The following is a 21,427-nucleotide window of genomic DNA, read 5'->3' as shown; positions in this document are numbered from 1 at the left end:
AGGCCGCATAAATACTGGCATATTCGCGATGCTATGTTTTCTCCTTTATTCATAGCTGTAATTACATGCTGCATGTTTTACCGCATAAATATGCGCCTTAATGTAGACAACTAAGGTTGCGCCCCGTCGATATCGGAGGGATAGGGCGGGTCGCTTTTTAGATGTCGCCCGCTCCGAAGCCCAGCTTGTCGGGGGCCTCGGGCGCGGGAGGCGGGGTAGGCGCGGCGCACTTGCCCTGGGCCATCCCTTCCAGCAGCTCCTTGATGCGGAAGAACACCATGATGACCTCCATGTAGATGCGCGCGAAGATCACGCCGATGAAGGTCACGATCGCCGCCACCACCAGGGCCATGAGTCCGTAGCCGAAGCCGGCGGCAAAGCCGGTGATGATCGACATCAGGCAGTAGACGCCGATGCCCACCAGCAAGAGGATATAGAGCACCTTGATGTAGCTGGGGGTCACCATCTTGTTGAAGGAGAAGTCAAACAAATCGGCGATGGGATTGGGGTTGGAATTGGACACGGCACGCCTCCCGCTAAAGGTTGGAGTCCTGCCCACATTCTACCCAAAAAAAGCCGCCCACCGCGCGGGGCGGTGGGCGGACACAGTATTGTCACGGATAGGGAAGGGGAGGGGCGTATGAATTACTCCGGCACCACCCGGTGGTGCTTCTTCTTGCCCGCGCGCAGCCAGATGGCCCCGTCGTCGCCGGCCATGTCCAGGGTGATGGGCTGGTCAAAGGCGTCGATGCGCGTTTCGCCCACGTAGGCCCCGCCCTGGGTGATGAGCCGCCGGGCCTCGGAGGAGCTTTTGGTCAACCCCACCTCGTTGAACAGCATGAAGGCGGGCACGCCCTCGGCCAGGCGGGCCTTGTCCATGGGGCTGCTGGGCACGCCGTCGGCCTGGGCCCCGCCGCCGAAAGCGGCCTGGGCCGCGGCCTGGGCGGTCTTGGCCTCGGCCTCGCCGTGCACGAACTTGGTCACCTCGTAGGCCAGCACCTGCTTGGCCTGGTTGATGGCCGAGCCTTCCAGGCGCGAGAGCTCCTCCACCTCATCCAGGGGTAGGAAGGTGAACAGCTTGAGGAAGCGATCCACGTCGGCGTCGGTGGTGTTGACCCAATACTGATAGAAGTCGTAGGGGCTGGTGCGCTCGGCGTCCAGCCACACCGTGCCCGCGTGGGTCTTGCCCATCTTCTGGCCGGTGCTGGTGGTGATCAGGGGGAAGGTGAGGCCGTAGACGGTCTGGTTCACCATGCGCCGGGTCAGGTCCACCCCGGCCACGATGTTGCCCCACTGGTCGTTGCCGCCCATCTGCAAGCGGCAGCCGTAGTGCTTGCACAGGTGCATGAAGTCGTAGGCCTGCAGGATCATGTAGTTGAACTCGATGAAGCTCAGCCCGGTCTCCAGGCGCAGCTTGACGCTCTCGGCGGCCAGCATGCGGTTCACCGAAAAGTGGCGGCCCACGTCGCGGAGCATCTCGATGTAGTTCAGCGGGGCCAGCCAATCGGCGTTGTTGACCATCATGGCCTTGTCCGGGCCGAACTCCAGGAAGGGGGAGAGCTGGTTCTTGATGGCCTCGGCGTTGGCGGCCAACTCCTCCAGGGAGAGGATCTTGCGCATCTCGGTCTTGCCCGAGGGGTCGCCCACCATGCCCGTGCCCCCGCCCACCAGCACGATGGGCCGGTGCCCGGCGCGCTGCAAGTGCACCAGGGAGAGGATGGGGATGAGGCTGCCCACGTGCAGGCTGGTGGCGGTGGGGTCAAAGCCGATGTAGCCCAGCACCGTCTCGTCGTTGAAAAGCTTGCTCAGCTCCACCTCATCGGTGCATTGGGCCACGTAGCCGCGCTCTAGAAAGGTGTCGTATACGCTCACGGTAAAAGCCTCTGTATGTTGACTATGAGGGTTGGGGCCTGGCGGCCGCTCAAGGTGATATAACCCGAAGCTGCGGGTTTGTCACGGAATTTGCGTGTTTTATGTATGGTTAGGCGATAGGGGCGGAGCCCCAATAGTACAAGGCGCGGCGGGCGCTATGGGAGGCGGTGGTCATAGTGGGGGCATTATAGAACGAAGCGGGGGAGGGGAGCAACAACCACCTATCGGGTAGCTCCGACAACTTGTTGTCGGAGCCGCCGAGCAAAGCGAGGCGGCAAGAGGTCCGGCACGGGGCCGCGCTGAGTCAAGAGGCTATGGGGCAATAGGGAGGCTGGGCGCAAACCTCTTGTGCCTGCGGCACCCAGACAGCAAGCTGTCTGGGTCACCCGACGGAGCACGATAAACGCCGTCGGCGCCCTTAGCAATCTGGCCTGAAATCGTCACTTTCACTACATTACCACCTAGCTAATGTCTGAATACTTTCTGTACGTCTCTTTTTCGTTGGATGCCCCCGTAGCTTGACTTCGGTGGTGTCACACTCGGTCTAGCCATGCCAAGTCAAAAAGGACGGGGCGCCCAGCAGATTGAACTAGCGAAAATGTAGAAAAATCCTTTACTGGACAAAAAACAAATAAAACATCTTCGTATTTAAATGGCATGTCGCCAACATGTCGCCATTCCCGCTCGTGTGTTGCGTCAAAACTTTCGTTTATTATGTTTATGAAAGGATGTAACTGAGAGGGAATGAAATTAAAAACCGACTTACTAAATCTCCCACCAGGCAGATCAATCGATTCCTTTAAAATAGAATTTCTTATATTCAGACATGGGTTAGCACCACGTTGAAAGAGAAGGTCTCTATCGAAAGCTAGCCCGTACTGTGACTCGAATATATCTCGATGTGCCTTGAGACCTGGCAGAGTACTCTCAGTAAAACAGACTGCACTTGAATTGTGCTTACCATCGAATTTGCCGGTCAATGGGTTATAAATATTTGCATTTGCCGCTGCAGCATACCACCCAACCAATGACGCCTTTAAAATCGGGTTTGATGGGTTATTATTCAAACCCAGAATGGATCGAAGCACATTTTTAGGATTTCCATTATTCTTATCATCGCTTTTTCTAATCAGGTGTGTAAGGAGAAATGAACAATCCGAACTTAATCGCGCCAACTCTCTGGCGATCATGTTGGTAGTTTTAGGCATTCGCTACTCTTGGCCTATAAAATATTTTTTTATATAAACTTACTTTACACCAGCCACCACCCACCCTAAAACCCCTTTTTCTTTTCCCTCCCAACCCAAACGGAAGCGGAAGATCGCCACGGCCCGGCGGGCGCACCGCACACCTCTCCCGCGCCGACATCTCCGCCGGGCCTGGTGGTGACGGCTATGGCTGTATTGGCGTAGCAGGGCAGGGCGGAGCCATCCGCTGCGGGCAGAGATTGCTTCGCTGCGCTCGCAACGACAAGAGGCGAAGCGCTGGGGCAGGGGCGAAGGCGATGGGCTAGGCGGGGCGGGCTGGGGCCGGCACTGGGACGCATTGAGGCAATTGGCTATGGGGCAATGGAAAGGCGGGGCGGAACCTTCTTGTGTCTGCGGCAGCCCAGACGGCAGGCTGTCTGGGCCACCCGGCGTAACCTGAGCAACAGGCCTATGTCTCTAAAACAAGCGTGACGGCTTCAGGCTTCCGGCGGTCCGGACTTTATGCCGCCGCTCACCACTTGTTAACCTGGGTGGCGGTGTCAGTTATCTTCTTGCCCACCGCGGCGCCCAAGAGGCCCGCCGCCACGGCGACGGCCGCCCCGAGAAAGGCCAGGAGCAAAGCGTACTCCACGGAGCTGATGCCGCTCTCGCCTCTGACCAGGCGTTTGAGATTTTGCCACACTTTCATTGGTCTCCCCCTTGTTACGCATGACCCTTGACCCGTGGTCAGTTCTCAATCCTATGAGTCTCAACAAGTTGAATGAACCGCCGTAAAATATACCGATTGTCTCAAAGACCCTTAGCTGATGCAAAACGATAAGATATAACTATGGCAGAAACAAGCCATGCCGGCAGAAAGTTGCTGCTGGCGACTAAAAGATTGAGAAGGTCTTCCAAGAAGGCGGGGCAGCACCTTCTTGTGCCTGCGGCTCCCAGGCAGTGAGCCGTCTGGGCCATGCCAAGGGCCTTATTCATACATTATAGAACGAATCGAGGTAGTGGGGCAACGAAAGGCGTTATGCCGGATTGGCCCTCGGCTAATACCGGCCCACGGGACAGGCCAGCTCGCAGGCTCGGCACCAATCGGTGACCAGCACGGGATCGCCCGAGGCGCCGCCTTGGCCGCTGTCAATGGGGTGGGCCCGGTCGCGCTCCAGGCGCTGGGCGCAGGGGGGGCGCCGGTAGCGGCCGGTTTTCAGGGCCCCGCTGGAGCAGGCGCTCAAGCAGGGCTGGTCGCAACTCCGGCAAGGCTCAAAATCTCGCAGCCGTTCGCCGGCGGGCAGGCGCTCCTGGATCAACAGAGCCCGGAGGCGCAGGCGCGGCCCCCACTGGGGGTGCAGGAACAGGTTGTTTTGGCCCATCACCCCCAAACCGGCCAGCACGGCGGCGTCCTTGAGGAAGATCCCGCCGCGCGCGGGCTGGTAGGGCAGCGGCTGGGCGTGGATTCTGTGGGCCGGGAGCAGCCAGGCGGCCAGGCTCTCCAAAACCTCCTGCATGCGGCGGTTGCCGGCGGTGTTGCCGCGATCGAACCAGTCCAGGCGCGGCTGGTCCCGGGGATGGTGCATGGCCAGCACCAATAACGATGCCGCCTTGGGCAGCCAGGCTACGCTCTTTTCGCTGTGCTCGTCGCGCCAGGCGGCCTGGCCTTGGGGTTGGCAGCGGTAGGAGGGCGCGTCCAAGACCGCCCCCAGGTCGGCGATGCCCGCGCGCATGCCCTCATAACTTTCCGCTTTGGCAACCAGCTCCTCGGCCGCCAAAAGATACCGCGTCATCACGTCCTCCTAGGCGGGGGCGTTGGCGGGGAGCGTACACGATGCCCCTAAACCCAGTGTAACAGGGGAGCCCTTGGCTTGGGGAGGCGATTGCGGCGGGCTAATCCAGCCTCTCGTAGATGCGCTCGATGCGGGTGGCCTTGCCGGTCTCGGGGTCCACGCTTACCAGGGTGGCGCCCAGGGCCGCCGGGCCCGCGGCCACCTTGAAGGGCTTGGGGCGGAAGGTGCGCAGGCGGTGGGTGGCGGTCTTGGGGTCCATGCCGATCACCGATTCCACCGGCCCGGTGAAGCCCACGTCGGTCTGGTAGGCGGTGCCCCCGGTCAGGATGCGCTCGTCGGCGGTGGGCACATGGGTGTGGGTGCCCAACACGGCGCTGACCCGGCCGTCCAGGTAGCGGCCCAGGGCCTGCTTTTCGCTGGTGGCCTCGCCGTGCATGTCCACCAGGATCACCTTGAGCTTGCGCAGGGGACCGGCCAGGATCTCGTCGGCCACCCGGAAGGGGTCTTCCAGGGGATTCATGAACACCCGGCCCTCCAGGTTGATCACCCCCACCCGGCGGCCGGACTTGGTCTCGGCCAGGGCCCAGCCCTTGCCGGGGGCATCGGGGGGGTAGTTGGCCGGGCGCAGCAGGCGGGGCTCGTCTTCCAACAGGGGCACCAGGTCGCGCTGGCGCCATACGTGGTTGCCGGTGGTGATCACGTTCGCGCCGTAGCTGAAAATCTCCTGGGCCACCCGAGTGCTAATGCCCAGGCCGCCGGAGGCGTTCTCGCCGTTGACCACCACCAAATCCAGGGACAGGCGCTGACGCAGGCCGGGCAGCAGGCTCTTGAGGCAGCGGCGCCCCGGCGAGCCGAACACGTCGCCCACCATCAGGATGTTCATGCCGGGTCCGGACCTTTCCACGGCCAAGGCCGCCTTTTGGTGCGGGCCGGCCGGGTTGGGAAAAGGGGAGCCGGTCTGGGCCGGGCTCCCCGTCGATTCAGCTACTTGGCGTAATCCACCGCCCGGGTCTCGCGGATGACCGTAACCTTGATCTGGCCGGGATAGGTCAACTCTTCCTCGATCTTGCGGGCCACGTCGTGGGAGATCATCAGGGCCATGTCGTCGCTGGTGCGCTCGGTCTCCAACACGATGCGCAGCTCACGGCCCGCCTGGATGGCGTAGGCGCTGGCCACTCCCTTGTGAGCGGTGGCGATGCGCTCCAGGTCTTCCAGGCGCCTGACGTAGGATTCCAGCATCTCGCGGCGCGCGCCGGGGCGGGCCCCGGACAGGGCGTCGGCCGCCTGCACCAGCACGTCCAGCACGCTGTCGGGGGCCACGTCCTCGTGGTGGGCGGCCAGGGCGTGCACGATGTGGGGCTTTTCGCCGTAGCGCTTGGCCAGGTCGGCCCCGATGACGGCGTGGGGGCCTTCGATCTCGTGGTCCACCGCCTTGCCGATGTCGTGCAAAAGCCCCGCCCGCTTGGCCTGCTGGGGGTTCAGGCCCAGCTCGCTGGCCATGATGCCGCAGAGGAAGGCCACCTCCAGGGAATGGATCAGGACGTTCTGCGCGTAGGAGGAACGGTACTTCAACCGGCCGATTAGCTTGATGATCTCGGGATGGATACCGTGCACGCCCACGTCGAAGGTGGCCTGCTCGCCCGCCTCCTTCACGCTGGCGTCCACCTCGGTCTCGATCTTCTTGACCACCTCTTCGATGCGCGCGGGGTGGATGCGGCCGTCGCTGATGAGGCGCTCCAGGGAGCGGCGGGCCACTTCGCGGCGCAGGGGGTTGAAGCCGCTGATGATAACCGCTTCGGGGGTGTCGTCGATGATCAGGTCGATACCGGTGGCCGCTTCGATGGCCCGGATGTTGCGGCCCTCGCGGCCGATGATGCGGCCCTTCATCTCGTCGTTGGGCAGGGCCACCACGCTCACCGTCTTTTCCACCGCATAGTCGCCGGCGTAGCGCTTACAGGCCAAGCCCAGGATTTCCTGGGCCTTTTTCTGGGACGCTTCCTTGGTCTCGGCTTCGATGCGCATCAGGGTCTTGGCGCTGTCGTGGCGGGCTTGGGATTCGATGTTGGCGATCAGCTCGGCCTTGGCCTGATCCTGGGTCATGCCGGCCAGGCGCTCCAGGGTGGCCTTTTGCTCGGTCACCAGGCCTTCGTATTCCTTCAGGCGCTCGGCGGTGTCCTCGCGCATCTTGACCAGTTCGCTGTCGCGCTTGAGGTACTCGTTTTCGCGGGAATCCAGGGTGGAGGCCTTGCGATCCAAGGTCTCCTCTTTCTTATCCAGGCGTTTTTCCCATTGGGTCAGTTCGCTGCGGCGCTCCTTGCTCTCGGACTCCAGGTCCAGCTTCATCTGATAGAGCTGGTCCTTGGCCTGGAGAAGGGCCTCTTTTTTCAGAGTCTCGGCTTCGCGGCGGGCCTCGTCCACGATTTTTTGGCTGAGGGCCTCCACCGATTCCAGGCGGCTGGCCGCCAACCTGAGGCGGATGATATAGCCGAGAGCCACCCCCAGGAGCAGGGCAAGTAATATGCCGACAAGGGCAATGGGGGTAGACATTGGGCCTCCTTATCTATTGTGCAAGGAGACCGGTGGCTTAAACCGTAGCCTCTGTATATCGCCGCTCAGGGTCTGGGTATCTCCTCCCCGCAACCAGGGGGGTGAAGGCGGCGATCGACGCACCAGCCGCCACCGCCGAAGATCAGCGGTTGGTTTCGGCGCTTGGACGACACAGGGCTCATTATCAGCAGCTTCCTGCCGGCTTAGTTAAACGGTACCCCCGCCACTGCCGTGGAGCGGTCACTTTTTGAACCTGCCTAAACAGGTGGGCCGGGCATACGCAGCGTTCGGGTTCTCCCGTGGGAGATCCACCCCGCCGACTCAGTGGCATTCGGCCCCTTAAAGTGAGTGTTGGCTCAAAATGCTTGTTCCGCCTGTACACGGGCAGGGCAGGGGCACCTAAGCTTTCTGCTCCTCGATCAAAAGGAGGAGCCTTTCGGTTTTAGCCTCGATCTCCTGGAACAGTTTCTCCTGCTGATCTCGTAAATGCAGGAGTTCATTAGTTATGTTAAGGGCGGCCAATACCGCCGCGGAAAGGGTGGAGCTGGTTCTGTTGGCCGCCATGACTTCTTCCAGGCGTTGATTCAAGAGCTCCGCCACTTGGCGCACCCTCTCCTCGCCCGCCTCGGAGCGAAGCACGTACTCGTTGCCCAATATTTCCACGGTGATTGGCTTGGCCAACCTTACTCCGACCCAATCAGAGAGTCTCCAGCTTGCCCAGGAGCTGTTCCACCTTTTGGCGGATCTGGTTGCGCTCGGCCTCGGCCTCGCTGGCCAGCTCCATCATCTCGGACAACTCTCTGTCTTTTTCCTCCAACCGGTTGCGCAATTCGGCGTTCTCCTGGCCCACGTCCCTGAGACGCGCCAAGAGCTCCTCCACCCGTTGCTCAAGCTGGTTGAATACGCTAAGGTCCATAGCTTCCTTTACCTTTTCTGCCATATCCAAATCTAGGGGATGGGCGGTTCCAGGTCAAGCGCATAATCATCACTAGCGCACTAGCCATCATTCCACGGTAACGCTTTTGGCCAGATTTCGCGGCTGATCCACGTCGGTGCCGCGCAATACCGCCACATGGTAAGCCAAAAGCTGCAAAGGCACGGTGAGCATTATGGGGGCCAACAGGGAGGGACAGGGCGGCACGCCGATCACCATCTCTGCCTGGGAACACGCCGCCGTGTTGTCGGACTCGGTCACCGCGATCAAGATTCCCTGACGAGCCTTGACCTCCTCCATGTTGGAGAGCACCTTTTCCAACACTTCGTTGTGGTTGGCCAAGACCACCACCGGCATCTCCTGGTCGATCAAGGCGATGGGCCCGTGCTTCATCTCCCCCGCGGGATAGCCCTCGGCGTGGATGTAGCTGATCTCCTTGAGCTTCAGGGCGCCTTCCAGGGCGATGGGGTAGCAGAGCCCCCGGCCCAGGAACAAGAAGTCCTGGGCCTGGGCGAAGCGCTCGGCCACCGCCACCACCTCGGCCTCGCGCTCCAGGGCCTGGCCCAGCAGGCCGGGAAGCTGCACCAGGTCTTCCACCAGCGCGCGGGCCCGCTCGTCGCCCAGCGTGCCGCGCACCCGCCCCAGGTGCAGGGCCAAGAGAAACAGCACCACCAGCTGGGTGGTGAAGGCCTTGGTGGAGGCCACCCCGATCTCCGGTCCGGCGTGGGTATAGATCACCCCCGCCGCCTCGCGGGTGAGGGTGGAGCCCACCACGTTGCACACCGCCACCGCCTGAGCCCCCTTGGCCGTGGCCTCGCGCACCGCGGCCAGGGTGTCGGCGGTCTCGCCGGACTGGCTGATGGCCACCACCAGGTCGCCCGGCCCCACCAGGGGGTCGCGGTAACGGAACTCGCTGCCCAAATCCACCTCGGTGGGCACCTTGGCCAGCCCCTCCAGCCAGAACTTGCCCACCAGGGCGGCGTGCCAGCTGGTGCCGCAGGCCAACAGCACCAGGCGGCGCACCTTTTTCAGGGCCTCCGCATCCAGACCCAGATCGGGCAAAAACACCTCGGCCTCGCCCGCCTTGACCCGCCCGGCCAGGGTGTCCACCAGGGCCCGGGGCTGCTCGAAGATCTCCTTTTGCATGAAATGCTTGTACCCGGCCTTTTCGGCCATGGCCGGGGACCAGGAGATGGTGGTCTCTTGGCGCTGTTGGGGATTGCCCGCCAGATCGCTGATCTGGTAGGAGCCGCCCTTGATCACCACCAGGTCGCCGTCGTTCAAGAACACCACCCGGTTGGTGTGGGCCAAGAAGGCGGGCACGTCCGAGGCCAGGAAATATTCCCCCTCCTGGCCCAGGCCCAGCACCAGGGGCGAATCCTTGCGCGCCCCGATTATCTGGTCCGGGAAGCGGCGGTCCAGGATGACCAGGGCGTAGGAGCCCCGGATGCGCCCCAGGGCCCGGCGCACCGCGTCCTCCAGGTCCGTGGCCCCCTCCTTGAACTGCTGGCTTACCAAATGGGCCGCGATCTCGGTGTCGGTCTCGGAAGAAAACTCATGCCCCGCCTGGGCCAGTTCGTTCTTGAGCTCCAGATAGTTCTCGATGATGCCGTTGTGCACCACCGCAACCTCGCCGGCCAGGTGGGGGTGGGCGTTGGTCTCGCTGGGGCGGCCGTGGGTGGCCCAGCGGGTGTGGCCCATGCCCAAGGTGCCGCTCACCGGGCGCTCGACCAGCTTGGCCGCCAGGTTGGCCAGCTTGCCCTGGGCCCGGCGCACCGCGAACTCGCCTTGCGGGTCGACCACGACCAGGCCGGCGCTGTCATAGCCCCGGTACTCCAGCCGGGCCAGGCCGTCCATGATGACCCCCACCGCGTCTTGCGGACCCAAGTAGCCGATGATGCCGCACATGTGCTTAGTCCCTCTCAGTCCTCTTTGCCGCCGTTAGCCGCCCAGCGCCCTTCCAGCAGGGCCAGATCCTCCGGAGAGTTGATGCCTTGCAGCTCCAGGGGCTCCGGGGCCAGGGCATATCCCACCCGGTATCCCCGCTCGATAAAAAGCGCCACCAGGTCGGTCAGGTAATACTCGCCCTGGTCGTTGTCGGTGTTCAGCAGAGGCAGGCACTCCCACAGCGGCTCCCCGCGAAACACGTAGATACCCGAGTTTACCAGGGTTATGGCCTTTTGCGCCGGGGTGGCGTCGCGCTCTTCCACGATGCGCTCCAGGCGGCCCGCACAGTCCAGCACCAGCCGCCCGTAGGCCGGGTGCGGGTCCAGCTCCATGGCCAACACGGTCAGGTCGTCACCCTGGGCCGTTTGCCGCTCCAAGAGATCGCGCACGGTGGAGGGGCGCAGGCCGGGCACGTCGCCATAGAGGATGAGCACCTGGCCCGCAAAGCCCTTGAGCTCCGGCGCGGCGGCCATCACCGCGTGGCCGGTGCCCCGCTGGGACTGTTGCAGGGCAAAGGCCAGGCCGGGGCGCCCGGCCAGATGCCCCTGCACCAGCTCGGCCCGGTGGCCCACCACCATCACCGTCTTGGCCGCGCCCATCTTCTGGGCCAGGTCGGCCACCCAGTCGATCATGGGGCGGCCCGCCAGGGGGTGCAAAACCTTGGGCAGCTCGGAGTGCATGCGCGTGCCCTTGCCCGCCGCCAACACCACCACCGCCAGCTGATTTTTCGTATCGTTCATAACAGCCTATGGTATGGCGTCAAGGGCGCTTAAGCAAGGGCCTGGGTGGGTTGGAACCAAAGGAAAACACCCGAAATCTAACCGACTCCGAAAACCCGCGGCTCCTTGCGGGCGCCGCAGTTGTCATGCAACCAGTCGATCATTTTCAACACCCTGGCGTCTTCCCAAACCCGGGCCCCGGTGGGACAGTTTTTTATGCAGGCGCTGCAGCGGATGCACAACTCGACCTCGGTGACCACGCTGTCCTCGACGGTGATGGCCGCGGTGGGGCACACGGTGGCGCAGGTGCCGCAAAGCGTGCAGGCTTCCTCCAGGCTGACCGGCGAGATGGACATGGCCATCGCTCCGCCTTCATAGGGGAACCTGCCGGGAATTTCCAGCTCCCCCAGCGCCTGGGGCGAGGCCAGGGCCGCGACCTTGTCCTTGATCTTGGCCCCGAAATCCACGGCCTTTTGCGCGTCCTGGCCGTCCGGGCGTCCGTGGGCGATGGGGGAGTCCTCGGTTTCGAAGGAATGCTCCCCGACGAAAGCGCCGCCGGCCACCGGCTGGAAGCCCAGCTCGAGGGCCAGGTTCTTCAGCTCCAGCAGGGCGTCTTCGAACTCCCGGTTGCCGTAGAGCACCACGGGAACCGCCAGGGTGCCGGCGGCCTTGATCCGCTCAAAGCGCTCGATGGCCACGACGGGCAGGCGGCCGCCGTAAACCGGCGCCCCCAGGATCACCAGATCACCCTCGCTAAAGGGCGTGATGGTCTGGCCGGCTCCCTCCGGCAGGGTCAGATCGAAATGCTCGACGTCCTGGGCCCCGATGCCCTTGGCTATGCTTTCCAACACCTTTTGGGTGGTCTTGGTGGGTGAGAAATAGATGAGCTTTACCCGCTTGACTTCCATGATCGCCTTCTCCCGCTAAGGTCAAATACAGCACCAAGCACGCGGGCATGGTAGCCGGTCCAGCTACCCGCGTCAATGACCGGCCCGCCCGGGGGCGCGGCGATCCTAGGCCGGGTTCTCCCCGGACCGTTCGGGGTGGCCCTGGGTGTCCAGATAGCGCTGGCCCCACTGGGCCACGGCCGCCAGCACCGGCTCCAGGCTGCGGCCGGTGGCGGTGAGGGAATACTCCACCCGGGGGGGCACCTCGGCATAGGCCCGGCGCCGCACCAGCCCGTCGGCCTCCATTTGGCGCAACTGCTGGGTGAGCATCTTTTGGCTGATGCCGCCCATCCCCCGGTGCAGTTCCCCGAAGCGCTTGAGCCCCGAAGAAAGCTCCCGGAGGATGAGCACCTTCCACTTGCTGCCGATGAGGGCCAGGGTTTTTTCCACCGGGCAGCCAGGGCCGCAATTTTTATTTTGGCCTATCACCTTGTAACTACGCAATTCTTACCAAAAGGTTGTTATGTGACTTTTAGGTGTCTACTTGCCAAAACTCCCTTTTGCCCAACAATATACCCCAAAACGCCGTCAGCGGCCATCAAGCAAGGAGAAACGCCATGAGCCAAAATGAGATCAAAGAGCAAATCGCCCAGTACCTGGGCAGCCATCCCTTCATCAACCTGGCCACCGTAACCGCCCAGGGAGCGCCCCAGGCCCACACCGTGGCCTTTGCCGCCCAGGGGGCCACGGTCTACTTCGGCACCCGCCAGGACACCCGCAAGGCGGCCAACATGCTGGCCAACCCCCAGGTGGCCTACGTGGTGGATCAGGACCAGTACGCCGCCTTCACGGAGATCACCGGGGTGCAGATGGAGGGCGTGGCCGGCCAGGTGACCGACGCCCAGGAGATCGCCCGGGCCAACGCGCTCTACGCCGCCAAGTTCGGCGAGAGCGCCACCATCACCCCCAGCGAGCAGCACATCGTGTTCAAGATCGGGCCGGTGCGGGCCTATTTTCTCGACTACTCCAAGGGCTTCGGCCACAAGGACCTGGTGGAGTACTAGGCGGGGAATTCTGGGGAAAGCGCACGGGCGTCCCGATGGCGGGACGCCCGTGGCGCTTGGCGGATAGGGGTGCGCCGGCCCTCACGCCACCAGGCGCACTCCTAGCTCAAAGGCCTTGCGAAGGTCCTGGGGGAACACCTCCTCGTGGCGCCGGCGCTTGGCCGCCTCGTCAAAAATCTCGCTCTCGTAGCAGGTGTAATCGGCATACTGCAGGGTGTCGGTGGCCAAAAGCAACTCGCAGGGGCCCAGGTGCCGGTCCAGCATGGACCTGGTCCGCTCGAAGCCCGTGGCGTAGCCCATCTCCGCGATCCGCGCCTCGCTCACGTTCATGGTGTAGATCAGGGCCGTGTTGATGCGCCGCGGGAACAGGGAAGACCTTTGCAGGTCGTACTTGCCGTTGGGAAAGCACAGGCGCTCCAAAAAGGCGCGGGTGCCGGCGGTCTCGCAGCCGTAGTAGACCGGAGTGCCCACCACCAGGGCGTCGCAGCTCTCGCGGATGGCGGCCAGCACCGGGGTCAGATCGTCTTGTATCGCGCAGACCCCGTCCTGCTTGCGCTCCAGCCTTTTGCAGGAAAAGCAGCTTATGCAGCCGGAGAAGGTCAGGTCGTATAGCTGGACCAGCTCGGTCTCCGCCCCGGCGGAGCGGGCGCCTTCCAGCATGCTCTCCAGCATGCTCACCGTGTTCCAGCCCTTCTTGCGCGGGCTGCCGTTCATGGCCATCATCTTCATGACCCTCCTCCGAGTCGTTTCAACAAACCAAATTTTCTCGCGGCCGGCAAATGCGCCAACCCTCCGGCGGGGAGACGGCCTTTTTTCAGGGCCTGGGCCTCGCTTGGACGCGTCTGACATGCGCCGGGTACCAGTTGGTAAAAAACGCCATGCCCACCAAAAGGGCGTAGGAGGCTATTTCATAGGTCACCTCGCCCAGCATGAATTGACTCATCTTTCCCCAGGCCAGCAAGGCGTTGAGGCTGAACACCGCGGCCCAGAGGGAAGTCAGCAGCATATTGGTGCGCATGAAGACGGGGTCATTCCAGAGGGAGGGGTCGGTATGCTCCTTTGCGTAGTCCAGGGTGAAGGGCCTCAACAGGACCACGGAAAGCCAGGAACCCAGGGCCAGGGCTCCGGAAGCCAAGACCCCCATGTGGCGCACGGTCCACATGTCCTGAAAGACAAAGACAATCAGCATGCCGAAGCTGAAGAAAACCAGGCCCACCCAGAGGATAACCCCCCGGTGCAGCCGGGTCACGCCCATCACCACGCTCAAGGCCAGGGCCACCACCAGGCCGATCTTCAAGCGCAACAGGCTCCCGTGGGCGATGAAAAGAAACGCTAGCCAGGGCGCGAAAGCCAACAACAGCTTCAGGATACCCATGCTGTCTATCTCCCCAAGTTAGTTGCAGCAACCTCGTAACACCTCTAATTGAATTCTAGCCTATACCGGCCCCGCCCGGCATGCCTCCGGAGCAAAATTTCAGATCCCTCTCCATCCCCACACCGGCGACAAAAAACGGCCACCCCTTTGCGGGGTGGCCGTCTTCGGTCGGTATGGATTCGGGTCTGGGCTAGCCCAAGCCGCCCGTGCGGCCGGCCACCTTCAGGCGCATGATGGCCCTTTGCATGGACGCTTCGGCCCTGGCATAGTCCATTTCTTCGGCGCGGGATTTCTCCACGCGCTGTTGGGCCCGCTCACGGGCCCGCTGGGCCCGGTCGATGTCGATTTCCCGGGCCAGCTCGGCCGCTTCGGCCAGGATGGTCACCTTTTCCCCGGTCACCTCGGCGAACCCGCCGGCGATGGCCGCGTATTCGGTGTCGTTGCCGTCCTTGAAGCGCATCTCCCCAATGGCCAGGGAGGCCAGGAAAGGTACGTGGCCGTGCAGCACGCCGAACTCGCCGTCCACGCCGGTGGCCACCACCACGTCCACTTCCTTGGACAACAACAGCTTGTCCGGGGTGACCACTTCCAGCAGTATCTTGTTGGCCATGGGTTGCTTATCCCCTCGCTAGGCTAGTCGTCGCCCTTCAACTGGGCGGCGCGCTCCTGGGCTTCCTCGATGCCGCCGACCATATAGAAGGCCTGCTCGGGAAGGTCGTCGTGCTTGCCGTCCACGATCTCCTTGAAGCCGCGGATGGTGTCCTCCAGCTTCACGTACTTGCCCGGGGTGCCGGTGAAGGTCTCGGCCACGTGGAAGGGCTGGGAGAGGAAACGCTGGATGCGCCGGGCGCGGGCCACGGTCAGCTTGTCGTCCTCGGCCAACTCGTCCATGCCCAGGATGGCGATGATGTCCTGCAGGTCCTTGTACTTCTGCAGGATCATCTGCACCTGGCGGGCGGTCAGGTAGTGCTCCTCGCCCAGGTAGTTGGGGTCGAGGATGCGGCTGGTGGAGTCCAGCGGGTCCACCGCGGGGTAGATGCCCAGCTCGGCGATCTGACGCGAGAGCACCACGGTTCCGTCCAAGTGGGCGAAGGTGGTGGCCGGCGCCGGGTCGGTGAGGTCGTCGGCGGGCACGTACACGCACTGCACCGAGGTGATGGACCCCTTGGTGGTGGAGGTGATGCGCTCCTGCAGCTCGCCCAGGTCGGTACCCAGGGTGGGCTGATAACCCACGGCGGAGGGCATGCGGCCCAAGAGCGCCGAGACCTCGGAGCCCGCCTGGGTGAAGCGGAAGATGTTGTCGATGAACAACAGCACGTCCTGGCCCTGCTCATCGCGGTAATACTCGGCCGCGGTAAGGGCGGAGATGGCCACGCGGGCGCGGGCCCCCGGAGGCTCGGTCATCTGGCCGTAGATCAGAGCGGCCTTGTCGATAACCCCGGAGTCCTTCATCTCGTGGTAGAGGTCGTTGCCCTCACGGGTGCGCTCGCCCACGCCGGCGAACACCGAGATGCCGCCGTGCTGCATGGCGATGTTGTGGATCATTTCCATCATGATGACGGTCTTGCCCACGCCGGCGCCGCCGAACATGCCCATCTTGCCGCCGCGGGGGAAGGGCACCAGAAGGTCGATAACCTTCACGCCGGTCTCCAACACGTTGACCGTGGTGTCCTGGTCCACCAGGCTGGGGGCCGGGCGGTGGATGGGGTAGTACATCTTGGCGTCGATGGGGCCCAGGCCGTCCACGGGGCGGCCCACCACGTTGAGCACGCGGCCCAGGGTCTCGTCGCCCACGGGCATCATGATGGGCTGACCGGTGTTTTTCACGGTCAGGCCGCGGGTGAGTCCCTCGGTGACGTCCATGGCGATGCAGCGGACGATGTTGTCGCCCAAGTGCAGCGCCACCTCGACCACCAGGTTGTCCTCTTCATCGTTGATTCCAGGGTTGGTAATCAACAGAGCTGAAAAAATCTCGGGCAAATTGCCGTCGGCGAACTCGACGTCCACCACCGGCCCGATTACCTGAGTGAGTTTGCCAGTGTTAACGATATCCATGACCAACCGGCCTCCTAACCAGAAGCGTTAGTTAATTACTTATAAACCCTAACCGGCTTTGAGGGCCTCGGCCCCGCCGACGATGTCCATGAGTTCCGCGGTGATCGCCGCCTGCCGGGCCTTGTTGAAGGCCAGAGTCAGGTTTTGAATCAATTCCTTGCAGTTCTTGGTGGCGTTGTCCATGGCTGCCATGCGGGCCGCGTTTTCGCTGGTGGAGGTTTCCAAGAGGCCGCTGTACACCCGCACGTTGAGGTAGCGGGGCAACAGATCCACCAGGATCTCCTCGGCCGAAGGCTCGGTGAGGTATTCCTGGCCCACCTGGTCTTCCTCGTCCTCGGCGGGGCTGATGGGCAACAGCTTCTCCACCGTGGGCACCTGAGAGGCCATGGACTGGAACCGCGAGTAGATGAGGTAGACCTCTTGCACCTCGCCCGACAGGAAGGCGTTGAGGCCCATGCGGGCCACCTGGGTGGCCAGATCGAAGTCCACCACGTTCATGGCTCCGGGGAGCTTTTCGGCGAACTCCACCTTGCGCCGGGTGAAGTACTCGATGCCCTTGCGGCCCACCCCGTACAGGGATACCTCGCGGCCCTCGCTCTTTTGCTCGGTGAGGAATTTTTGGGCCTTGAGGATCATGTTCATGTTGAACGAGCCGCACAGACCGCGGTCGGCGGTGATGAGGATCACGGCCACCCGGTCCACCTGTTCCGGCTGGGCCAGAAGGGGGTGGCTCTCGGGGTCGATACCCTCGCTCAGGCTGCTTAACACCTCGGAGAACTTGGAGGCGTAGGGCCTAAAGCGCTCGGTGCGTTCCTGCACCTGGCGCAGCCTGGCCGCGGCCACCATGTTCATGGCCCGGGTGATCTGGCGAGTCTTTTTGACCGCCGCGATTTTATTTTGGATGTCGCGAAGTGCCGCCATGGCTGCCCTTCTTTACTGCTTAGGCTGGAAAACGTCGGCGAACTCGGTGAGCGCCGCCTTCATCTTGCCGTCAAGCTCGTCGTCAAAGGCTTTCTTCTCTTCCAGTTCGGCGAACACCTCTGGGTGCTTGGCCTCCATGAAGTCGTAGAGCTGAGCCTCGTAGTCGGCCAGTTGGCCGACCTCGAACTTGTCCAGGAAGCCGCGGGTGCCGGCGAACAGGATAGTGACCTGCTTGACCATGGGCAGCGGCTGATACTGGGGCTGCTTGAGAATTTCCACCATGCGGAAGCCCCGGTTGAGCTGGGCCTGGGTGGATTTGTCCAGGTCGCTGCCGAACTGGGCGAAGGCCTCCAGCTCGCGGAACTGGGCCAGGTCCAGGCGCAGGGTACCGGCCACCTGTTTCATGGCCTTCACCTGGGCGGCGCCGCCCACGCGGCTGACCGACAGGCCGACGTTGATGGCCGGGCGCACGCCGGAGTAGAACAGGCCGGGCTCCAGGTAGATCTGGCCGTCGGTGATGGAGATCACGTTGGTGGGGATGTAGGCCGACACGTCGCCGGCCTGGGTCTCGATCACCGGCAGGGCGGTGAGGGAGCCAGCCCCCAGATCGTCGCTGAGCTTGGCCGCGCGCTCCAGCAGGCGGGAGTGGTTGTAGAAAATGTCGCCGGGATAGGCCTCGCGTCCCGGAGGACGCCGCAGCAGCAGGGAAATCTGGCGGTAGGCCACGGCCTGCTTGCTGAGGTCGTCGTAGCAGATCAGGGCGTGGCCGCCGCGATCGCGGTAGTACTCACCGATGGTGCAGCCGGAGTAGGGCGCGATGTACTGCAGGGTGGCGGGGTCGGAGGCGCAGGCGCTGACCACGCAGGTGTAGTCCATGGCCCCGTTGCGGGTGAGGACGTCGATGACCTGGGCCACGGTGGACTTCTTCTGACCCACGGCCACGTAGACGCATTTAACGTCCTGGCCCTTCTGGTTGATGATCGCGTCCACCAGGATGGCGGTCTTGCCGATCTGGCGGTCGCCGATCACCAGCTCGCGCTGGCCGCGGCCCACCGGGGTCATGGCGTCGATGGCCTTGAGACCGGTGTACATGGGCTCGTGCACGCTCTTGCGGGCCACGACGCCGGGGGCCACCACCTCGATGCGGCCGCGCTCCTCGGTGGCGATGGGACCCTTGCCGTCCAGCGGGTTGCCCACCGGGTCGATCACGCGGCCGATGACCGCGTCGCCCACGGGCACGTCGGCGATGCGGCCGGTACGCTTGACCGGGTCGCCTTCCTTGATGTGCTCCACGTCGCCCATGACAGCCACGCCGACGTTGTCCTCTTCGAGGTTGAGCACCATGCCCAGAATCTGGTGGGGGAACTCCAGCAATTCACCGGCCATGGCTTTTTCCACGCCGTAGACGCGGGCGATACCGTCGCCAACGCTCAGAACTGTGCCGGTCTCGCTGACCTCTACCTTTTTGTCGTAATCCTTGATCTGCTCACGGATTACCTGACTTATCTCTTCGGCTCTGATCTGCATTAGGCGTAATCACCCCTTCTCAAAGAATCCTTCAAAGTTTCCAGCTGCGTCTTGACGGTGCCGTCCAGAACCAGGTCTCCAATCTGGGCCCTGACTCCGCCAATGAGGCTGGAATCCTCCTTGACTTCCAACACGACATCACGTCCGGCCAGCGTGGTGAGCACTTCCTTGATGCGGCTGACCTCCGCCTCGTTGAGCGGGGCGGCGGCCACAACCTCGGCCCTGGTGATACCCTTCTCCTCGTCGAGCAAGCGGGTGTAGACCCGGCTGATGTCGCGTACCGTATCGATGCGTCCGCGGTCCATCAAAAGACGGAAGAAGTTATTGGCAATGGGGCTGAGCCCCATCTTGTCCAAAAAGGTGTTCAAGAGCTTGCTGCGGTCCTCGAAGTCGATGGCCGGGCTGGCCAACACCTGCTCCAACTCGCCAGAGGCGGTGAACAGCTCGGCGACCTCGGCAAGCTCTTTTCCGTATTGATCCAGGTTCCCGTCTTCCTTGCCCAACTCGAGCAAGGCCCTGGCATAGCGTTTGGCTACGATGAGGCTGGTCACTGTACCTCCTGCGAAACCTTGGCCAAGTACTCATCCACCAGGCGAGTCTGGTCTTCGGAGTTGATCTTTTCCTTGAGCAGGTCCTCGGCCAGCGTGGCGCTCATCTCGGCCACTTCGCGGCGCAGCTCGGCCTTGGCCTGGGCGGTTTCCTGCTCAATGGTGAAACTGGCCTGCTCCTTGATGCGCTGGGCGGTGGACTCGGCGCCGGCGATGATGGCCGCCTTCTCCTTCTCGCCCATGGCCCGGAACTCGGCCAAAATCTTATCGTGCTCGCCGGCGGCGTCGGCCAGGCGCTGTTCCATGAGCGCGTAGGCCCGGCGGGCCTCCTCGCGCTTGGCTTCCAGCTCCTCCAGCTCGCTCTTGATCTGCTCGACCCGCGAACCCAGTCCGCTCTTGAGGGGCTTCCTGAGCACCACCACCAACACGGCCACCAGGACCACGAAGTTCATGATCCGGTAGATGAAGTCCCACATCTGGCTGTCGCTGATGCCGCCGCCGCCGTGGGCGGCCGCCCCCTCGCCTCCGCCGGAGGCCAGGGCCAGCCCGGCGCCCAAGGCGACCAGGGCCAGCGCACACAGGGGAGGCAGCATCTTTCGGGCTAATCTCATTGCAGGCTCCTCCCCAAAAGCTTTTGGGCCAGCTCCTGCCCAAAGGACTGCACCTGGCCCTTGAGATCCTGGCGCGCCTGGCCGATCTCGCCCACGATCTCCTCGCGGACATTGGCCACGGTTTGTTCCATCTCCGCGGTGGCCGCGTCGATGATCTCCCGCTCGGTGCCGTGGCCCTGGTTCTTTATCTCTTCGCGCACTTCGGCCCCGTCCCGCCTGGCCTGCACCAGGTTGGCCTCCAACTCGGCGGCCTTGGCCTTGGCGCCCTCCTCGGAAGAGGTGATGTCGCCGTTGAGCTGGGCCACCTTTTCCGCCCGCTGGCGGAGGATGCCCCGAATGGGGCGATAAAGCAGGTAGTTGAGGGCCACGAGCAGCAACAAAAAGTTGCCGATCTGCCAAAATAAAGAAGCGTCTATGTCAATGCTGACCATAAGACCTTTGTGCTCCCGCACCTAGGGTGAAAGGCTTGGCGGCCTTTCCGGAATTGTGCTTCCAACAACCCTGTTTGCGAAAAAATTTATTTGAAAATAGCCAGGTTATGGATACCAACCACGCCCGGCACTCCGACCGGGGAAGTCTGTTACCAAAAACACAAGCTGCGACCTTGTACAATATTTAACAGGAAGTGTCAAAACTTTTTTTGCCTTACCGGGGCCTTAAGCCGCCTGGACTCTCGCCCTCGTCGGGGCTGGAAAGCAGCTTCAGGCCGCCGGCATCTTCCTGATTTTCATCCCCGGCCATATGGCAACGCCCTTGGAAGTGGACCCCCTCTTCCATGACCACCAGGGGGGCCCTGAGATCGCCGGTGAGACGGCCGGGTTTCTTGAGTTCGATGCGCTCGGTGGCCACCACGTTGCCGGTCACCTGGCCGCAGATGACCACCTGACCGGCCTCGACCTCGGCCTCCACCACGGCGCTGGGCCCTATCAGCAAGGATCCCCGGCCGCTTATGCGCCCTTGATACTCGCCTTCCAGGTGCGCCTTGCCTTCGAAGAAGAGCTCGCCCTGCTGGCGCACTCCCTTTCCCAGAAAGTAGCTCACCCCGGATTCGCGGTTGCGCTTGGCCACCCAGTGTCTCCTTGCATTGCGCCGCCGGCGCGCCGCCTTTCGCGGGGCGCTGGCGCACAACAGTATCTCCCTAGCACGGGTGAGCGGCGGGGGGCAAGTCAAAACGGCGGGGGGGAGCCCCAGGGAGGGGGGAGGGGGAAGGAATTGTTGGGTTTCGGGCTGCACCCTCTACCCAACCCACGATGTTGCTCGAGTGGTAAGGGTCTCTCCCGGCGGGCAGAGATTGCTTCGTCGCGGCGATGCCGCCCCTCACAACGACGAGGGAATTGTTGGGCTTCGCTTCGCTCAACCCAACCTACGCTATTGCCCATAATCTGGCGGCACAGCCAGGGGTTCGTGGGCAAGGCGTCCGGTGAGCGAAGGCCGGAGGCG

Annotated in this window: 24 protein-coding genes and 1 other RNA gene; 1 reads left to right on the top strand and 24 read right to left on the bottom strand. The window is 63.1% G+C overall.

Annotated elements, in window-relative coordinates; translation table 11 throughout:
• Positions 1-157 precede the first annotated feature (157 nt).
• The 14 genes from AACH32_RS00340 to AACH32_RS00275 form a co-directional block, all read right to left on the bottom strand.
• Entirely contained in the window at positions 158-523 is a 366-nt protein-coding gene (locus AACH32_RS00340; RefSeq protein WP_338604153.1) for a DUF4282 domain-containing protein, read from the bottom strand.
• A 122-nt stretch (positions 524-645) separates the two neighbouring features.
• Entirely contained in the window at positions 646-1,872 is a 1,227-nt protein-coding gene (gene tyrS / locus AACH32_RS00335) for a tyrosine--tRNA ligase (RefSeq protein ID WP_338604151.1), read from the bottom strand.
• Positions 1,873-2,405: 533 nt separating this feature from the next.
• Positions 2,406-3,080, bottom strand: coding sequence for a hypothetical protein (locus AACH32_RS00330; RefSeq protein WP_338604148.1), 675 nt, complete (start codon positions 3,078-3,080; stop codon positions 2,406-2,408).
• Between the two features lie 511 nt (positions 3,081-3,591).
• Positions 3,592-3,768, bottom strand: coding sequence for a hypothetical protein (locus AACH32_RS00325; protein WP_338604146.1), 177 nt, complete (start codon positions 3,766-3,768; stop codon positions 3,592-3,594).
• Between the two features lie 349 nt (positions 3,769-4,117).
• A complete protein-coding gene (locus tag AACH32_RS00320) occupies positions 4,118-4,852 on the bottom strand; it encodes a hypothetical protein (protein ID WP_338604143.1) in 735 nt (244 codons plus the stop codon).
• A gap of 100 nt (positions 4,853-4,952) precedes the next feature.
• On the bottom strand, positions 4,953-5,756 hold the full coding sequence (locus AACH32_RS00315; protein WP_338604140.1) for a TIGR00282 family metallophosphoesterase: 804 nt from the start codon (positions 5,754-5,756) through the stop codon (positions 4,953-4,955).
• Positions 5,757-5,836: 80 nt separating this feature from the next.
• Entirely contained in the window at positions 5,837-7,399 is a 1,563-nt protein-coding gene (gene rny, locus AACH32_RS00310) for a ribonuclease Y (protein WP_338604137.1), read from the bottom strand.
• Between the two features lie 213 nt (positions 7,400-7,612).
• A non-coding RNA gene (gene ssrS, locus AACH32_RS00305) (6S RNA) lies at positions 7,613-7,798 on the bottom strand.
• Complete coding sequence (locus AACH32_RS00300; protein WP_338604134.1) at positions 7,799-8,080, bottom strand: cell division protein ZapA; 282 nt, start codon at positions 8,078-8,080, stop codon at positions 7,799-7,801.
• A 16-nt stretch (positions 8,081-8,096) separates the two neighbouring features.
• Positions 8,097-8,315, bottom strand: coding sequence for a cell division protein ZapB (zapB, locus tag AACH32_RS00295; protein WP_338604131.1), 219 nt, complete (start codon positions 8,313-8,315; stop codon positions 8,097-8,099).
• Between the two features lie 87 nt (positions 8,316-8,402).
• On the bottom strand, positions 8,403-10,241 hold the full coding sequence (gene glmS / locus AACH32_RS00290; protein WP_338604128.1) for a glutamine--fructose-6-phosphate transaminase (isomerizing): 1,839 nt from the start codon (positions 10,239-10,241) through the stop codon (positions 8,403-8,405).
• Between the two features lie 14 nt (positions 10,242-10,255).
• Positions 10,256-11,020: an NTP transferase domain-containing protein gene (locus AACH32_RS00285; RefSeq protein WP_338604125.1), complete on the bottom strand. Its 765-nt coding sequence runs from the start codon at positions 11,018-11,020 to the stop codon at positions 10,256-10,258.
• 77 nt (positions 11,021-11,097) lie between these two features.
• Entirely contained in the window at positions 11,098-11,907 is an 810-nt protein-coding gene (locus tag AACH32_RS00280) for a 4Fe-4S binding protein (protein ID WP_338604122.1), read from the bottom strand.
• A gap of 105 nt (positions 11,908-12,012) precedes the next feature.
• Positions 12,013-12,336: a winged helix-turn-helix transcriptional regulator gene (locus AACH32_RS00275; protein WP_338604119.1), complete on the bottom strand. Its 324-nt coding sequence runs from the start codon at positions 12,334-12,336 to the stop codon at positions 12,013-12,015.
• Between the two features lie 167 nt (positions 12,337-12,503).
• Between AACH32_RS00275 and AACH32_RS00270 the strand changes: the two genes are divergently transcribed.
• Complete coding sequence (locus tag AACH32_RS00270; protein WP_338604116.1) at positions 12,504-12,950, top strand: pyridoxamine 5'-phosphate oxidase family protein; 447 nt, start codon at positions 12,504-12,506, stop codon at positions 12,948-12,950.
• An 81-nt stretch (positions 12,951-13,031) separates the two neighbouring features.
• Here the strand turns inward: AACH32_RS00270 and AACH32_RS00265 are convergent, their stop codons facing one another.
• The 10 genes from AACH32_RS00265 to AACH32_RS00220 all read right to left on the bottom strand — a co-directional run bounded on the left by AACH32_RS00265 (position 13,032) and on the right by AACH32_RS00220 (position 21,055).
• Positions 13,032-13,679 (bottom strand): flavodoxin family protein, encoded by a 648-nt coding sequence (locus AACH32_RS00265; protein WP_338604113.1) that lies wholly within the window; start codon positions 13,677-13,679, stop codon positions 13,032-13,034.
• A gap of 85 nt (positions 13,680-13,764) precedes the next feature.
• The gene (locus AACH32_RS00260; protein WP_338604110.1) at positions 13,765-14,325 is read right to left on the bottom strand and encodes a hypothetical protein; all 561 of its coding nucleotides are present in this window, start codon (positions 14,323-14,325) and stop codon (positions 13,765-13,767) included.
• Positions 14,326-14,515: 190 nt separating this feature from the next.
• Positions 14,516-14,935 (bottom strand): F0F1 ATP synthase subunit epsilon, encoded by a 420-nt coding sequence (locus AACH32_RS00255; protein ID WP_338604108.1) that lies wholly within the window; start codon positions 14,933-14,935, stop codon positions 14,516-14,518.
• 23 nt (positions 14,936-14,958) lie between these two features.
• Positions 14,959-16,380 (bottom strand): F0F1 ATP synthase subunit beta, encoded by a 1,422-nt coding sequence (gene atpD, locus AACH32_RS00250; RefSeq protein ID WP_338604106.1) that lies wholly within the window; start codon positions 16,378-16,380, stop codon positions 14,959-14,961.
• A 48-nt stretch (positions 16,381-16,428) separates the two neighbouring features.
• Positions 16,429-17,301, bottom strand: coding sequence for an ATP synthase F1 subunit gamma (gene atpG / locus AACH32_RS00245; protein ID WP_338604104.1), 873 nt, complete (start codon positions 17,299-17,301; stop codon positions 16,429-16,431).
• A gap of 12 nt (positions 17,302-17,313) precedes the next feature.
• Positions 17,314-18,828 carry a F0F1 ATP synthase subunit alpha gene (atpA, locus tag AACH32_RS00240; protein WP_338604102.1) on the bottom strand — a complete coding sequence of 505 codons (1,515 nt, stop codon included), beginning with the start codon at positions 18,826-18,828 and terminating at the stop codon, positions 17,314-17,316.
• Positions 18,828-19,379, bottom strand: coding sequence for an ATP synthase F1 subunit delta (atpH, locus tag AACH32_RS00235; protein WP_338604099.1), 552 nt, complete (start codon positions 19,377-19,379; stop codon positions 18,828-18,830). The genes atpA and atpH overlap by 1 nt, the downstream gene beginning before the upstream one ends.
• Positions 19,376-19,987 (bottom strand): F0F1 ATP synthase subunit B, encoded by a 612-nt coding sequence (atpF, locus tag AACH32_RS00230; RefSeq protein WP_338604097.1) that lies wholly within the window; start codon positions 19,985-19,987, stop codon positions 19,376-19,378. Before atpF ends, atpH begins: the two co-directional genes overlap by 4 nt.
• Positions 19,984-20,418: a F0F1 ATP synthase subunit B family protein gene (locus AACH32_RS00225; protein WP_338604094.1), complete on the bottom strand. Its 435-nt coding sequence runs from the start codon at positions 20,416-20,418 to the stop codon at positions 19,984-19,986. The genes atpF and AACH32_RS00225 overlap by 4 nt, the downstream gene beginning before the upstream one ends.
• 214 nt (positions 20,419-20,632) lie before the next feature.
• Positions 20,633-21,055: a bactofilin family protein gene (locus AACH32_RS00220; RefSeq protein WP_338604092.1), complete on the bottom strand. Its 423-nt coding sequence runs from the start codon at positions 21,053-21,055 to the stop codon at positions 20,633-20,635.
• Between the last annotated feature and the right edge of the window lie 372 nt (positions 21,056-21,427).

The organism is Desulfoferula mesophila, from assembly GCF_037076455.1.
In the GTDB taxonomy this organism is placed as follows: domain Bacteria; phylum Desulfobacterota; class Desulfarculia; order Desulfarculales; family Desulfarculaceae; genus Desulfoferula; species Desulfoferula mesophila.
This window is presented reverse-complemented; position numbering and strand designations above follow the sequence as displayed.